Here is a 15,967-nt window from a genome sequence, read left to right as displayed (position 1 = left end):
CGATGAAAGCAGAGATTATTGCTGTAGGAACGGAACTGTTGTTGGGACAGATTGTGAATACAAATGCACAATATTTGTCTCAAGGTTTGGCTCAATTAGGGATAGACGTCTATTTTCAAACGGTTGTGGGTGACAACGAAACACGCGTTCTAGAGGCTTTTAAGCTAGCCTCTTCGCGTGCGGATTTGGTCATTAGTACAGGTGGTATAGGGCCAACTCAAGATGATCTAACGAAAGATGTGATTGGGAAATTTGTAGGTTTAGAGCTTGAACTTCACGAACCTTCGATGGATAAAATTACAGAGATGTTCGCTTCACGTGGCATACATATGGTGGAGAGTAACAAACGCCAAGCGTTAATGCTATCAGGGAGCCATCCGCTTTCGAACGAGACAGGTTTAGCAGTTGGGAACTGTTTGACACACGAGGGTACACACTTTGTGGTGCTGCCTGGGCCGCCCCGTGAAATGAAGCCGATGTTTGATAAACATGCTGTGCCTTGGATTCGTGGGATAATGGGGAATGCGATTCCGCTTCGTTCACGAATGTTAAAGTTTGCAGGCATTGGGGAATCGGCGTTAGAGGATCGATTAATTGATCTCATCGAAAATCAGTCCGACCCTTCAATTGCACCGTATGCAAAGGAAGGTGAAGTCGCGATTCGTCTTACAACTAAAGCCTGGACAGATGAGGAAGCAGATGCGAAGTTCCTGACTATAGAGACAGAGATTCGCAGCCGTCTTGGTAATCACTTATATGCCGATCAAGACATTACATTAGAAGAGGCTGTTCTTACACTTCTGGAACAGCAGAACAAGACGTTCACAGCCGCTGAAAGTTGTACGGGTGGTTTACTTGGTGAAATGGTTACAGCTATCCCAGGTAGCTCCAAATCGTTTAAGGGTGGGGTCATTTGTTATACCAATGAATTAAAACATAAGCTTGTTGGTGTCCCTGAACAACTATTAGAGGGTGTAGATTCGCCTGGAGCAGTATCGCCTGAAGTCGCAGAGAGTCTGGCAGCAGGAATGAAGCTTGCAGCAGGTTCCGACTATGCGATCTCGATTACAGGTGTAGCGGGACCTTCAGAATCAGAAGGAAAGCCAGTTGGGCTTGTTTATGTAGGTATTGCTGATGATCATGGACATGTACATGCGGTTAAACTCCAATTAATAGGTAATCGAGAAGGTATTCGTCTGCGTGCAGCCAAAAGTGCTTTGTATCAGTTATGGAAGCTGCTTGCAGGCAAATAAATGATTGTTTTTATTTGGAAAATAAGCTATAATTAACATACCGTTAACGGAGGAACCGTAACAAAGTCAATCTTTGTTACGGTTTTTTTATTCCACAAATAAAAACGAATGTATGTTCGAAAAAACACTTGGCAAGAAGGTAAAAAGAAGTTATCATGTATATATAAACGAGATGAAGGAAGTGACTATTTTGGCAGATCGTAGCGCTGCATTAGAATCGGCATTGCGCCAGATTGAGAAGCAATTCGGTAAGGGCTCCATTATGAGACTTGGAGAATCTGCACATTCACAAATTGAAACGATTCCAAGTGGATCTCTTGCTCTTGATATCGCTTTGGGTGTTGGGGGATTTCCACGAGGAAGAATTATTGAAATATATGGGCCTGAATCTTCAGGTAAAACAACTGTCGCACTTCATGCAATTGCAGAAGTACAACGCCGCGGTGGACAAGCTGCTTTCATTGATGCGGAGCACGCACTTGATCCGGTATATGCAAGCAAGCTTGGCATTAACATTGACGATTTGCTATTATCCCAACCTGATACGGGGGAACAAGCATTAGAGATCGCAGAAGCCCTTGTACGCAGTGGAGCAGTCGATATCATCGTTGTTGACTCTGTTGCAGCACTTGTTCCTAAGGCGGAAATTGAAGGGGATATGGGTGACTCTCACGTTGGTTTGCAAGCACGTCTGATGTCCCAAGCTTTGCGTAAACTTTCAGGCGCGATCAATAAATCCAATGTTATTGCGATTTTTATTAACCAACTTCGTGAGAAAATTGGAGTGATGTTCGGTAATCCTGAGACGACACCAGGTGGCCGTGCGCTTAAGTTCTATTCCTCTATTCGTATTGATATTCGACGTGTTGAGTCCATTAAGCAAGGAAATGACTTGGTGGGTAATCGCACAAGAATCAAAGTTGTTAAGAATAAAGTTGCGCCTCCGTTCAAGCAAGCTGATGTCGATATCATGTACGGTGAAGGTATCTCTAGAGAAGGCAGTCTCATTGATATTGCCACTGAGATGGACATTGTAAACAAGAGTGGTGCTTGGTACTCTTATAACAATGACAGACTTGGCCAAGGTCGCGAGAATGCGAAGCAGTATCTGAAAGAGCATAAAGATGTTGCTGATATCATTGAGCAAAAAATTCGTGAGAACTGCAGTTTAAAAGCTGCAGCTACAAATACAGCATTAGATCAAGAAGAAGATGACGAGGATCTCGAATTAGGATTTGAAGAATAAATCGTATGTTTGTGATTCCCGATATGAATCTCATAGGATGGCTATAATCGACAAGCACCTTTTCTTCAGAAAAGGTGCTTTCGTTATTGAATCAAATTGAAATGGAGTACGGTGCATGGAACGGAATGGGAGACAGGAAGAATCCATCATTACGATGGTAGAATTGCAAAAGAAAAATAAACATCGGTTTAATATTTACTTGAATGAGGAATTCGCATTTGCTGTCCATGAAGATATCATGATTAAGCATCATCTTTTCAAAGGGACAAGCATTGATTCTGCAAGGATCATCGATATTTTGCAAGAGGAAGAGCAGCACAGCGCTTATTTGGCATCTTTGCGATATTTAGGTCGTGGACCTCGTTCAGAGAAGGAAGTTCGGCGTAAGCTTAAAGAAAAGGGTTACGATGGTGAATCCGCGGACAAAGCTGTCGATAAGCTTAAACAACAGCAATATATTGATGATCATGCTTTCGCGAAACAATGGGCCGATCATCGGGTCCATTTTGGTCGAAAAGGAAGGAACTTTGTCCGTCAAGAATTGGCGTCCAAGGGACTTGGTAAGGATGAAATTTCACAGGCCATGCAGGGAATAGACGAAGAGGCTGAGTATGAAGGAGCTCTTACGTTGGGGAGTAAGAAATGGCGTAGTGTATCGGGCACGGAGCTAGATAAGAAACGAAAGACAATGGCATATTTGCTAAGACGGGGATACGTACAAGGTGTTGTGAATCGTGTCATTAGACAAGTTTCTGAAGAAACCCTAGAGGACTCTACATTCGAGCTATAAATGACTCTGGTAACTTCCCTTGACAAGCTTCTTCGACAAAAGCTAAAATAAAAGTGTATATTTTATATATCAACTTCATAATTGTTATGATTTTGGTGAGCTAAGGGTAAGAAACGCCAATTTTTACCTTTAGGAAAGAATAAGCAAAGGTGCACAGCAATTTGATCTTGCATCATTGATCCAATTTTAAAGTTACTGTGCGCATTTTAATCTGATTTTTTTACAAAAACATTGAAAAACGAATTTAAAAGACCTAAGGTCCCAAGCTAACACCTTGGAGAAACCAACGAGGAGGTGAACATGATGGACACTACTGTAATCCTGTGGATCTCGATTCCCGTTGTTGGCGTTCTTTGCGGTGGGATTGGTTATTTTATCCGTAAGTCTCTTGCAGAAGCAAAAATTTCTAGTGCCGAACAAGCTGCTGTACAAATTAAAGAAACAGCTCTAAGAGAAGCAGAAGCACTTAAGAAAGAAACGGTGGTAGAAGCTAAAGATGAAGTTCATAAGCTCCGTACCGAAGCTGAAAAAGACATTCGCGAACGTCGAAATGAAATTCAACGTCAAGAAAGACGATTGTTGCAAAAAGAGGAATCGCTGGATAAAAAATTAGAATCTCTTGAACGTAAAGAAGAACAAGTTGCCAATAAAGAAAAGCGGATCGAAGAAACACAATCACAAATTGATGAGCTTTACCGAGCACAAGTGACTGAGTTGGAACGTATTTCCAGTTTAACGATGGAAGATGCCAAACATATTATTTTGACTAAAGTCGAGCAAGAAGTTCGTCATGAAGCCGCTCAATTGATTAAAGAAATTGAACAGCAGGCAAAAGAAGAAGGCGACAAGAAAGCTAGAGAAGTCATTACGATGGCTATTCAGCGCTGCGCTGCAGATCATGTTGCTGAGACGACGGTATCTGTTGTCACATTGCCTAACGAGGAAATGAAAGGCCGTATTATCGGTCGAGAAGGCCGTAACATTCGTGCTCTCGAAACATTAACAGGTATTGATCTGATTATTGATGATACACCAGAAGCAGTTATTTTATCTGGTTTTGACCCAATAAGACGTGAAATTGCTAGAAATGCACTTGAGAAATTGGTTGCGGATGGACGAATCCATCCTGCTCGAATTGAAGAGATGGTGGAAAAATCCCGCAAAGAAGTTGACGAGCGAATCCGTGAGTACGGGGAGCAGGCAACATTTGAAGTGGGCGTACATGGTTTACATCCGGACCTCATCAAAATTTTAGGTCGACTCAAATTCAGAACAAGTTATGGACAAAACGTGCTGAAGCACTCCATGGAAGTAGCTTATTTATCTGGATTGATGGCTGGGGAGCTCGGAGAGGACGTAACTTTGGCGAAACGTGCCGGGCTTCTGCATGATATTGGAAAGGCGCTTGACCACGAGGTGGAAGGATCGCACGTTGAGATCGGCGTAGAAATTGCCAAGAAATACAAAGAGCATCCTGTGGTTGTTAACGCAATCGCATCTCATCATGGTGATGTGGAAGCAACTTCCGTTATTGCGATGTTGGTTGGAGCAGCAGATGCATTATCTGCAGCAAGACCAGGGGCTCGCCGTGAAACGCTAGAAACGTACATTAAGCGTCTGGAGAAGTTGGAAGACATCTCTGAGTCATTCGAAGGTGTAGAGAAATCTTACGCGATTCAAGCAGGTCGTGAAGTTCGTGTAATGGTTCATCCAGAGAAGATTGATGATACAGAAGCATTCCGCTTAGCTCGTGATATTACGAAGAAGATCGAAGAGGAACTTGATTATCCAGGTCACATAAAAGTGACGGTTATTCGAGAGACTCGCGCGGTTGAATACGCAAAATAAATGGTTTAAACTAGAAAAGTGGCGTAAAGCCACTTTTCATTTTTTTTGTGAACGAACAATTAGGGGTGAAATGTTATTAAAATCATATTTATTGGAGATATAGTGGGGTCCGTTGGTCGCAAGGCACTGAAAGCTGTACTACCGAGTTTGAAGGATCGTTATCCGAATGCCGTGATCATCGCTAATGGGGAAAATGCTGCAGCGGGTCGCGGAATTACGGCTGCGATTGCACGTGAATTTTACGCACAGGGTGTACAAGCCATTACACTTGGAAATCATACTTGGGACCAGAAGGAAATTTTTGAGTTCATAGATGATGATGACAAAATGATTCGTCCAGCGAACTTCCCACCAGGTACGCCAGGACGTGGATATACAAAGATCAAGACAAGAGTAGGGGATATCTTACTTATCAACTTGCAAGGTAGGACGTTCTTACCGCCAATTGATTGCCCATTCCGCAAAGTCGATGAAATTCTTGAGCAAGAGAAAAATCAATATAAGTTTGTGTTTGTTGATTTTCATGCGGAAGCGACTTCAGAAAAGATTGCAATGGGTTGGCATTTAGATGGCCGTGCGTCTGCTGTTGTAGGTACGCACACCCATGTGCAGACAAATGACAATCGGATTCTGCCACAAGGAACGGGTTATGTGACAGATGTGGGTATGGTTGGTCCTCGAGATGGGATCCTGGGTATGGAGCGCAATGCCGTACTCTATAAATTTGAGACACAACTGCCAGTTCGTTTCGTTGTAGATGAAGGGAAATGGCATTTTCATGCAGTTGTATTCGATTTTAATGACTCCACAGGTGCATGTGAGTCCTCTCAATTGATTCGTTATGATGAGGATGAATTTATTTTCGCATAGAAGATGGAATGATTAGGGCTTCCAAGGAATAAGTTTTGATAATGGAGTTTATTCCTATTCTGGGGAGGTACTTTTCCATGGAGGTATTAAAAGTTTCAGCAAAATCCAATCCAAACTCCGTTGCAGGTGCTTTAGCTGGCGTGTTACGAGAGCGAGGAGCAGCTGAATTACAAGCGATCGGCGCGGGAGCACTTAATCAAGCAATAAAAGCTGTAGCAATTGCTCGAGGGTTTGTAGCGCCGAGCGGTGTCGATTTAATCTGCGTACCTGCTTTTACAGATATTGTAATCGATGGAGAGGATCGGACAGCAATAAAATTGATTGTGGAACCGCGTTAAGGAAAGTTGAATGAGAGAAGTAAGACTAATGAACAGAAAAATGGTGTATGATGATCTTAAGCCCAGATTAGGGCTTTTCTTTTTGTATACAAGGAATGAGAGGATGGTTAGATATGATTATTGATGGCCATTGTGATGCACTACTTAAACTTTTTCTAGATCCGAAGACACGATTTGATAGTGACATCATAAAAATGCAGGCAAGTGCTCCTTTACTGGAAAAAGGAAATGTGAAGCTGCAGCTGTTTGCGATTTTCATTGATGATGAGATGCCAAATCATACATTTCATCACATGCTTGAATATATTGATCTATTTCATGAGAAAGTGGCTTCTCATCCGAGATTCCAAATGGTGCGCAGCAAGCAAGAATTCGCCTCTGCTATGGAGAGTCAGAATATAGGTGCACTACTTACGATCGAGGGTGCTGACACTCTGATGGGTGATCCTATGCTGTTACGTACGGTATATCGATTGGGTGTTCGTGCTATCGGTCTAACATGGAACTATGCAAATTGGGCTGCAGATGGTGCAAATGAGCCACGCAAGGGCGGTTTAACAATTTTAGGGAAGCAGTTTGTTAGAGAATGTAATAAATTGGGAATGATGATAGATGTATCGCATTTATCGGAAAAAGCGTTTTGGGATGTCGCGGAAACATCCAACCGATCATTTTTCGCCTCTCATTCGAATGCCTATCAAATTTGTCAGCATCAACGTAATTTAACGGATACTCAAATTCAGGAGTTAATTCGAATCGATGGTTTGATGGGTCTTAATTTTGTCCCCTACTTTGTGACCAATCAGCCGAGCGTCTCAATTCGTGATGTATTGTTACATATTGATCATGTTTGTGCATTGGGTGGTGTAAATCACGTTGGATTTGGTGCAGATTTTGATGGCATTGTTAAATTCATTCCTGGACTCCTAAATGCATCGGATTACCATAACTTGGCGGATGAACTCTATAAAAGGTATAAAAAAGAGGAAGCTGACGGCTTTTTATACAAAAATTGGTCGAGATTTTTACAAGAAAATCTACCAGAGGATAGGAATTGAAATCATCTCAAAATTAGATCATTTCAATCTAAAAACTCTATCTAATAAGATGGTTGAAAATGCTTGCATTTTCCATGGCGAAGCACTAAAATTCAGTTGAAACATGTTCTTAATATTTTAATAACTAAATTAAATCTAGTTTTTCAAGTTTTCTGTCATGTTAATAAAACATAGCTGCTGTTTAAAAGGAGAGGACGTAAGGTGATTAGTCAGTTGTCTTGGAAGATCGGTGGTCAGCAAGGTGAGGGTGTAGAAAGTACAGACCGTATTTTTTCCACATCACTTAATAGACTGGGGTATTATTTGTATGGATACCGTCATTTCTCATCGCGGATTAAGGGGGGCCATACAAACAACAAGATTCGGATATCCACTAAACCGATTCGTTCAATTTCTGATGATTTGAATATTCTAGTTGCATTTGACCAAGAAACGATCGATTTGAATGCGCATGAACTATGTGCAGGTGGCGTCGTAATTGCGGATGCTAAATTTAATCCAACATTGCCGGAAGGCGTTAATGCTAGATTGTTCCCAGTACCAATTACAGCTATTGCTGAAGAACTTGGAACTTCCCTTTTCAAAAATATGGCTGCTTCTGGTGCATCATGGGCACTCCTTGGTTTGCCTCTTGAAGTATTCAATAAAGCGGTTGAAGAAGAGTATGGCCGTAAAGGCGCTGCTGTAATCGAGAAGAACGTTGAAGCCGTTCGTAAAGGTGCAGAATACGTACTAGAATTAGCAGGCGGCCCATTGGAAGAGTTCAGATTAGAACCTGCTGATGGCGAGCAAAAGTTATTCATTATCGGTAACGATGCAATCGGACTTGGAGCTGTAGCTGCTGGATGCCGCTTTATGCCTGCATACCCAATTACACCAGCTTCCGAGATTATGGAATATTTGATTAAAGCTTTACCGAAATTTAATGGTACGGTTATCCAAACGGAAGATGAGATTGCAGCTGTAACAATGGCAATTGGCGCTAACTACGGTGGTGTTCGTGCAATGACGGCTTCTGCAGGTCCTGGTCTTTCTCTAATGATGGAAGCGATCGGTCTTGCAGGTATGACGGAAACACCTTTGGTTATCGTTGATACACAACGTGGTGGTCCAAGTACAGGTCTTCCAACAAAACAAGAGCAATCTGATATTAATGCAATGATTAACGGTACTCACGGCGAGATTCCGAAGATCGTTCTTGCACCGAGCACAATTGAAGAGTGTTTCTATGACATGATCGAAGCATTCAACTTGGCTGAAAAATATCAATGCCCAGTTATCGTTGTAACAGACTTGCAGCTTTCCCTTGGTAAACAATCCTCTGAATTGCTTGATTACAACAAAATCGTAATCGATCGTGGAGCGCTTGTAACTGAGGCACCTGCAAATGAAGAGAACAAGCTGTTTAAGCGTTATGAGTTCACTGAAGATGGTATTTCACCACGTGTGATTCCTGGTATGAAAAACGGTATTCACCATGTAACTGGCGTTGAGCATGATCAAGAGGGTCGTCCTTCTGAAAGCACAATCAACCGTCAAAAAATGATGGATAAACGTATGATGAAGTTGAAGAATGTGAAAGTAAACAATCCAATCCTTGTTGATGCTCCGCATGAAAATCCAGAGCTTCTTATCATTGGTATGGGTTCAACAGGTGGTACGATTGACGAAGCAAGAGGTCGTCTAGCTGCCGATGGAATTACGAGCAACCATGTAACAGTGCGTTTGCTTCACCCATTCCCTGCTGAGGAAATGAAACCTTATCTTGAAAGTGCTAAAACAGTTGTTGTTGTTGAAAATAACGCAACAGGCCAACTTGCAAACTTAATTAAGTTAAATGCAGGCTATGCAGACAAAATTAAGAATGTTTTAAAATATAACGGTAACCCATTCTTACCATCGGATATTCACCAAGCTTGTAAGGAGTTGAAGTAATCATGGCAACGTTAAAAGACTTTCGTAATAATGTAAAACCGAACTGGTGCCCAGGTTGCGGAGATTTCTCCGTACAAGCAGCTATCCAAAGAGCAGCAGCAAACGTAGGCTTAGAGCCTGAAGATCTTGCAGTTGTGTCTGGTATTGGTTGTTCCGGACGTATCTCCGGTTATATTAATGCTTATGGCCTCCATGGTGTGCATGGTCGATCTTTGCCAATCGCACAAGGTCTTAAAATGGCTAACCGTGAACTTACTGTACTTGCTTCCGGTGGTGATGGTGATGGTTTTGCAATTGGTATGGGTCACACTGTACATGCGATTCGTCGTAATATTGACATTACGTACATTGTAATGGATAACCAGATCTACGGATTAACAAAAGGCCAACCGTCCCCACGTAGTGCGGAAGGTTTTAAAACAAAGGGTGCGCCACAAGGTACGCTTGAGCAAGCTCTAGCGCCTCTTGAAATGGCTCTGGCAGCAGGTGCAACATTCGTTGCGCAATCGTTCTCATCCAACTTGAAGCAGCTTACAGCTGTAATTGAAGAAGGGATGAAACATAAAGGTTTCTCCATGATTAACGTATTCAGTCCATGTGTGACTTTCAATAAAGTAAACACTTATGATTGGTTCAAAGAAAACGTAGTTGATTTGGAAAGCATTCCTGATTATGATCCAAGCAACCGTGCTATGGCGATGACGAAGCTAATGGAAACAAACGGCATGTTAACGGGCATCATCTATCAAAATAAAGACAGAGCAAGTTATGATGCTTCTGTTCCTAACTTTAAAGATGAAGCACTTGCTAAACAGGATCTTAAGATTTCCGAAGCAGACTTCCAAAAACTCGTTGCTGAGTTTGTTTAATTGAAGTTACAAGAGCGTGTGGTTGATTCCGCACGCTTTTTTTGCGCTGGATAGACGACGACAACCAAGGAGAAGCGCTGATGTCAGTGTAAGCAGGACGAAGCCGTGTCTGCTGGTTTACTTTAGAGCTAAAATTCATTAGAATAGAGTTTGGGGCACAGCTCCATACTGTGTTTATAATTTAAAAGATAAGGGTGGACAACTATGACTACAACAACTAAGCAAGTACCTATCGGGATTTCTGCAAGACATATTCATTTATCACAAGCTCACATTGACCAATTATTTGGAAAAGGCTATGAGTTAACGGTAATGAAAGATCTCACGCAACCAGGTCAGTTTGCGGCGCAGGAAACTGTAGCTGTTGTTGGACCAAAGGGTTCTTTTGATAAAGTAAGAATTTTAGGACCAGCAAGAAAAGAATCCCAATTTGAACTTGCAATGACAGATACGATGAAAGTCGGCGTTCCAGCACCTGTTCGTGAATCAGGTCGCATTGAAGGAACACCTGGTATTAAACTTGTAGGTCCAGCTGGTGAAGTGGAATTGGACAAAGGTGTAATCGTAGCTGCTCGTCACATTCACTTCCACACAAGTGATGCCGCTAAATGGGGTATCGCGGATCAGCAAGTGTTGAAAGTTCGTTTGAACGGTCTTCGCCCATTGGTATTTGAAGATGTCATTGCTCGCGTTTCGGATCAATTTGCATTGGACATGCATATCGATACAGACGAAGGTAATGCTGCTGGGGTAAGAACAGGAGATATGGCTGAAATTATCGGATAATCTTTTAAAGTCATAAGAGGAACGAGCTACTTGCTCGTTCTTTTTTATTTTACAAGATACTGCCACAAAATCCCTTGATTTCTTTTGAAAACCTACCTAGACAGGTGGTATAATGTAAGTTATGAGTACGTTCTGGATTACAAAAGGAGGAATGGTACGTGTCTCAACATACAAAATCCGAAAAGGATTTTTCCAAATATTTTCAACCACCCTCTCTGACAGATGCTAAGAAACGTGGGAAAGAAGATATAAAAGTTCATTATGACTTCCAGATACCAGATGAGGATAAGGAGCTTGGCAAAGACAAGCATTACCTGATCCAAACTTATGGCTGTCAAATGAATGAGCATGACACTGAAACAATGAAGGGTATGCTCGAAGCAATGGGCTATACGGGCACTGAGGATCGTCAAGAGGCAGATATTATTTTGTTAAACACATGTGCGATTCGCGAGAATGCAGAAGATAAAGTGTTTGGTGAATTGGGGCACTTGAAAACTCTCAAATTGCAGAAGCCTGGCTTAATTTTAGGTGTCTGTGGATGTATGTCGCAAGAAGAAGCGGTAGTAAACCGTATTCTGAAGAAACATGCGTTTGTAGACATTATTTTTGGAACACATAATATTCATAGATTGCCATCCCTACTTAAAGAAGCTTATTTTTCAAAAGAGATGGTCGTTGAAGTTTGGTCCAAAGAGGGCGACATCGTCGAAAATATGCCGAAGAAACGTGAGGGTATGCGTGCTTGGGTGAATATCATGTATGGCTGTGATAAATTCTGCACCTATTGCATCGTTCCATATACTCGTGGTAAAGAACGCAGTCGTAGACCAGAAGATGTGCTTGCAGAGGTACGTGATCTTGCTCGTCAAGGGTTTAAAGAGATCACTTTACTCGGACAGAATGTGAATGCATATGGTAAAGATTTTGATGATATCGAGTATTTATTCGGAGATTTGATGAATGATATTCGTAAAATAGATGTGCCACGCGTGCGTTTCATGACGTCGCATCCGCGTGATTTTGATGATCATCTCATTGAAGTGCTGGGTAAAAAAGGTAACTTAATGGAGCATATCCATCTACCGGTTCAATCAGGGAGCACCGAGATCTTGAAGAAGATGAGTCGTAAATATACGCGTGAGCGGTACTTGGAACTTGCTTCAAAGATCAAAACGGTTATGCCAGATGTGGTATTGAGTACGGATATTATTGTTGGGTTCCCTGGTGAAACGGACGAACAGTTCGAAGAAACGATGAGTCTTGTAAAAGAAGTTGGTTTCGATTTCGCATTTACATTCATCTACTCACCACGTGAGGGAACACCGGCTGCAGCGATGGAGGATAATGTTCCTCTTGAAGTGAAAAAAGCTAGATTGCAGCGTCTGAATGAAGTGATCGCGACGTTCAGTAGTGAAAGCAATCAGAAGTTGATTGGGCAGGTTGTCGAAGTTCTTGTTGAAGGAGAAAGCAAGAATGATGCGAATGTGCTTTCTGCTCGGACTCGTACGAACAAGCTCATTCATTTTGTAGGTAGCCGAGAGCTTATAGGCACGATTGTTCATTTACGTGTTACGGAGGCAAAGACGTGGTTCCTAAAGGGCGAACTGATCGAGACTCCGCTTCAAAAGACTGTATAATTGATGCATAGACAGGGAGAGTGTTTGATTGTGGCTAAAAAGGTTGAGTTGTCCGCATGTAAACAAATTGAGACGTTTACGGTTACTGAAAGTATCGTTCGTGAAGATATCTTAGCAAGAGCGAAAGAACTTGCAGATCTGATTACAACTTCACATGAAGTAAAGTACTTCCAACAAGCCGAAAAACAAATCGCTACAAATGAAAGTATTCAAAAGCTGATTTCATCGATCAAAAAGAAACAAAAAGAGATCGTTGCTTTCGAAACGTTCAAGAATGCAGATATGGTTACAAAAATTGAAGGTGAAATTGATCAACTTCAAGATGAGCTTGATAATATTCCACTTGTCAGCGAGTTTAAGCAATCGCAACAAGATATCAATTACTTATTGCAATTGGTAATCAATGTGATTCGTGATTCCATTTCAGATAAGATTGATGTAGAGTCAGGGGAAGCTGCTCCACCTACAAGCTGCAACGAATAATCGTTTGACAGTTCGTATGGATTCCAGTATCATTAATTACGGAAATGAAAATAAAACATAATTTACCATAAAAGCGAAGCACGCTTAAACCTATAAGGGGTTTATGCGTGCTTTTTTTATTGTTTTACGAGAGAGGGGAATCAAGTTTGTGTCTGTAATACGGCAAAGAACGAAAAATTTAATGGTTGCGGGAATGATTGGAGCACTTTCGATGGGACTTGTTGGAGCGGGAGTGGTCACCTACAACCTAGTCGAACATTCGAAGGAGACAAAACGAATACGCGAAGAATATGAGAAGAAGATGAAAGTAGCTGAACTTGTCACCCAGCAAACGGCTGTAGTTAAACAATCGATCCTAGTGGCTAATAAGGAACTGCTTGCTGGAACGAAGCTTACGAGTGAAGATTTCACATTTATAGAGGTAGATCAGCATCAAGCTCCTGATAATGTAATTACAAATGGCGATATGGCTGTTGGTAAAGTTTTGAAAATCAACTTAGGTGACCGAACACCATTAACAGCGCCAATGCTTTTTGAAGAAGGCTGGATTAAGCGAGATATCAGGTCACAAGAATTTAATATGATCACCCTACCAAGCAAGCTGAAAAAGGATGATTTTGTTGATGTGCGGATCAATTTCCCGACAGGTCAAGATTATATTGTACTTGCCAAGAAGAAAGTAAAGGATCTAGCGTTAGGCACGGTTTGGTATGACATGAATGAAGTTGAGATTTTAAATTTCTCAAGTGCAATTGTAGATGCCTATTTACAAGGGGCAAAGATTTATGCGTTAAGCTATGTCGATCCCTATATGCAAGAAGCAGCAATTGTGAACTATCCTGCGAATTTGAAAGTATTAGAATTGCTTAAGAATGATCCTAACGTGCTGGAACGTGCTAAAGATGAATTAGCGAAGCGAATGAGGCAGCAATTAGATAAAGATTTAGAGGAAATGGATGCAGCGCAAAAATCACGAGTTCAATCTGGACGTACTCAGTCACAGAATCAGACCCAAACTCAAGTTCAGTCACAAGATCAAGCGCAAAACCAGAATCAATCAAGAACAGAGTTACCACATTCCAACTCATCTGGCGTGCAAAGAAATGGTGCTCCATTAAGTTCAGGTCCTGAACTTGGAACCTTACATAAGGGAAGCCTAAGTGGGGCTACGAGTAATGAGCAAGAAACGAAGAACAAGCAAGATGACGTTATAAATGAATCCGATAAAAATCGGTTGAATCCGTAGGTGAGGCAGGAGAAAGAGATGAAGCAAATCTTGTTTGTGGGGGCATGTGATAAGTCGGATCTGATGCTGTACATTGCAGCGATCTTGGCTGCTGCAGGGCAGAAGATCTTACTTATTGATGCAACTTCTGAGCAGAAGTTAAAGTATGCTGTACCCCATATTGATGCAGCAGGTGATATGACGGAGTATGAAGGATTTTATGTTTCTTATGGGATGAAGACGGCCATGGAAGTAGAAAGTTATTTAGAATCGGTACAGTTTGAAGGTCAATCACTGAAAACGACTGGATTTGACATCATTATGATCGATACCAATCATGAGGCATTTTTTGAGGGGATTAATATTCAAGACTATTGTCAACGAGTGCTAGTTACGAATTATGAGAAAAGCTGTACGCATGTAAACGATGAAATATTACAAAAGGTGCTACCAAAGCAAGCGAACTCTGGATATACCACATTCATCCCTGTAATTAAAGATGCAGCAGATTGTCACTTGTCTGTTGAATATTTTGAGAAAATGCTTGCTCATCATCCGATTGCTTGGTCAGGTGAGTTTTATATGATTGAGCTGGATGAAGTTGATTATGCAGCCAAAATTGATAATCAATATAGCAACCGACTGCGATTGAATCGTCTGTCGAAATCGTATCAGACGATTCTAATGGAGGTCGCAGCTGAAATGAGTGGACTTACACATGCAGAAGTGAAATCTGCTTTCAAACGGGTAAGAAAGGGGAGACATTAATGAGTCAAATCGCATTCTGGGGATCTGCCCGTGGACAAGCAGGAACAACGGGTAATCTTATCGCATTGGCAACAATTGCAGGGCTTGAGTATATGACCAAAAATTTGATTGCACATACGAATGGCATGTGGTCAACCATAGAAACAGCCTACGTTAAGCAGCGGGTACAACAGGATCAGCACTTGCTGGATATGACGAATACGGGGATAGATGCCTTAACTCGATTAGCACGTAGTAACCTGCTTACCGCGGATAATATGAAGGATTACACGCTTCCTATACTTAAGGAACGTCTAGATTTATTAGTGGGTCCGCACAATGAACAGGAAGCTTTTGATGAGAATATGATCAAAGTGATGCCAATGATTATGGCACATGCGAAACAACATTATGACCATATTTGGATTGATGTAAATAGCGAGACTTCAAATTTACTTACACAACAAGTGATGCAAGCGGCTGATCTTATTGTAGTGAACTTGAATCAGAACATTCAGGTACTGGATCGATTCTTTTCAAAGGAACATTGGCCAGCTGCCTTAGATCAAGTACCCTATATAATTGTGCTTGGACAATATGATCGTCATTCCAAGTATACCGTGAATAACATTGCTAGACGTTTTAAGGTTAAGCAGCCTATTTATACAGTTCCGCATTGTGCAGAATTTTTAGATGCATGGAACGATCAGCAGGTACTTGATTTCTTCGTTCGTAATCGCAATGTAAAGAAAGGCCATCCTAACTATTTTTTTATTAGTGAAGTTCAACGATTTGCCCGTGGTACTTTATCCCGTCTAGGAGTTGATATTGATCTCTTAAGTGAGGGGAGGGGGTAAAAGTGACATTTTATACGATTAA

Annotated in this window: 15 protein-coding genes; all 15 read left to right on the top strand. The window is 41.5% G+C overall.

The window, feature by feature from the left end; translation table 11 throughout:
* Positions 1-2 precede the first annotated feature (2 nt).
* The 15 genes from ACSBOP_RS12560 to ACSBOP_RS12490 all read left to right on the top strand — a co-directional run bounded on the left by ACSBOP_RS12560 (position 3) and on the right by ACSBOP_RS12490 (position 15,945).
* A complete protein-coding gene (locus ACSBOP_RS12560) occupies positions 3-1,253 on the top strand; it encodes a competence/damage-inducible protein A (RefSeq protein ID WP_442600877.1) in 1,251 nt (416 codons plus the stop codon).
* A gap of 190 nt (positions 1,254-1,443) precedes the next feature.
* The gene (gene recA, locus ACSBOP_RS12555; RefSeq protein ID WP_442600876.1) at positions 1,444-2,499 is read left to right on the top strand and encodes a recombinase RecA; all 1,056 of its coding nucleotides are present in this window, start codon (positions 1,444-1,446) and stop codon (positions 2,497-2,499) included.
* Between the two features lie 115 nt (positions 2,500-2,614).
* Positions 2,615-3,289, top strand: coding sequence for a regulatory protein RecX (locus ACSBOP_RS12550; protein WP_442600875.1), 675 nt, complete (start codon positions 2,615-2,617; stop codon positions 3,287-3,289).
* Positions 3,290-3,592: 303 nt separating this feature from the next.
* The gene (gene rny / locus ACSBOP_RS12545; protein ID WP_442604464.1) at positions 3,593-5,137 is read left to right on the top strand and encodes a ribonuclease Y; all 1,545 of its coding nucleotides are present in this window, start codon (positions 3,593-3,595) and stop codon (positions 5,135-5,137) included.
* A gap of 75 nt (positions 5,138-5,212) precedes the next feature.
* The gene (locus ACSBOP_RS12540; RefSeq protein WP_442604463.1) at positions 5,213-6,007 is read left to right on the top strand and encodes a TIGR00282 family metallophosphoesterase; all 795 of its coding nucleotides are present in this window, start codon (positions 5,213-5,215) and stop codon (positions 6,005-6,007) included.
* A 77-nt stretch (positions 6,008-6,084) separates the two neighbouring features.
* Positions 6,085-6,345 carry a stage V sporulation protein S gene (locus tag ACSBOP_RS12535; RefSeq protein ID WP_005550495.1) on the top strand — a complete coding sequence of 87 codons (261 nt, stop codon included), beginning with the start codon at positions 6,085-6,087 and terminating at the stop codon, positions 6,343-6,345.
* Positions 6,346-6,458: 113 nt separating this feature from the next.
* Positions 6,459-7,403, top strand: a complete 945-nt coding sequence (locus ACSBOP_RS12530) for a dipeptidase (RefSeq protein ID WP_442600874.1) — start codon at positions 6,459-6,461, stop codon at positions 7,401-7,403.
* 201 nt (positions 7,404-7,604) lie between these two features.
* Positions 7,605-9,338, top strand: coding sequence for a 2-oxoacid:acceptor oxidoreductase subunit alpha (locus ACSBOP_RS12525; protein WP_442600873.1), 1,734 nt, complete (start codon positions 7,605-7,607; stop codon positions 9,336-9,338).
* 2 nt (positions 9,339-9,340) lie between these two features.
* Positions 9,341-10,207, top strand: a complete 867-nt coding sequence (locus tag ACSBOP_RS12520) for a 2-oxoacid:ferredoxin oxidoreductase subunit beta (RefSeq protein ID WP_442600872.1) — start codon at positions 9,341-9,343, stop codon at positions 10,205-10,207.
* A gap of 204 nt (positions 10,208-10,411) precedes the next feature.
* Positions 10,412-10,993: a phosphate propanoyltransferase gene (gene pduL / locus ACSBOP_RS12515; RefSeq protein WP_442600871.1), complete on the top strand. Its 582-nt coding sequence runs from the start codon at positions 10,412-10,414 to the stop codon at positions 10,991-10,993.
* Between the two features lie 158 nt (positions 10,994-11,151).
* A complete protein-coding gene (miaB, locus tag ACSBOP_RS12510) occupies positions 11,152-12,633 on the top strand; it encodes a tRNA (N6-isopentenyl adenosine(37)-C2)-methylthiotransferase MiaB (RefSeq protein WP_442600870.1) in 1,482 nt (493 codons plus the stop codon).
* Between the two features lie 30 nt (positions 12,634-12,663).
* On the top strand, positions 12,664-13,116 hold the full coding sequence (locus ACSBOP_RS12505) for a RicAFT regulatory complex protein RicA family protein (protein ID WP_442600869.1): 453 nt from the start codon (positions 12,664-12,666) through the stop codon (positions 13,114-13,116).
* 148 nt (positions 13,117-13,264) lie between these two features.
* Complete coding sequence (locus ACSBOP_RS12500; RefSeq protein ID WP_442600868.1) at positions 13,265-14,362, top strand: SAF domain-containing protein; 1,098 nt, start codon at positions 13,265-13,267, stop codon at positions 14,360-14,362.
* An 18-nt stretch (positions 14,363-14,380) separates the two neighbouring features.
* A complete protein-coding gene (locus ACSBOP_RS12495; protein ID WP_442600867.1) occupies positions 14,381-15,109 on the top strand; it encodes a hypothetical protein in 729 nt (242 codons plus the stop codon).
* Complete coding sequence (locus ACSBOP_RS12490) at positions 15,109-15,945, top strand: chromosome partitioning protein ParA (protein WP_442600866.1); 837 nt, start codon at positions 15,109-15,111, stop codon at positions 15,943-15,945. The genes ACSBOP_RS12495 and ACSBOP_RS12490 overlap by 1 nt, the downstream gene beginning before the upstream one ends.
* Positions 15,946-15,967 lie beyond the last annotated feature (22 nt).

This window comes from Paenibacillus sp. KN14-4R (genome assembly GCF_052180255.1).
In the GTDB taxonomy this organism is placed as follows: Bacteria; Bacillota; Bacilli; order Paenibacillales; family NBRC-103111; genus Paenibacillus_AM.
The sequence above is the reverse complement of the archived record's forward strand: the minus strand, read 5'-3'. Positions and strand labels throughout refer to the sequence as shown.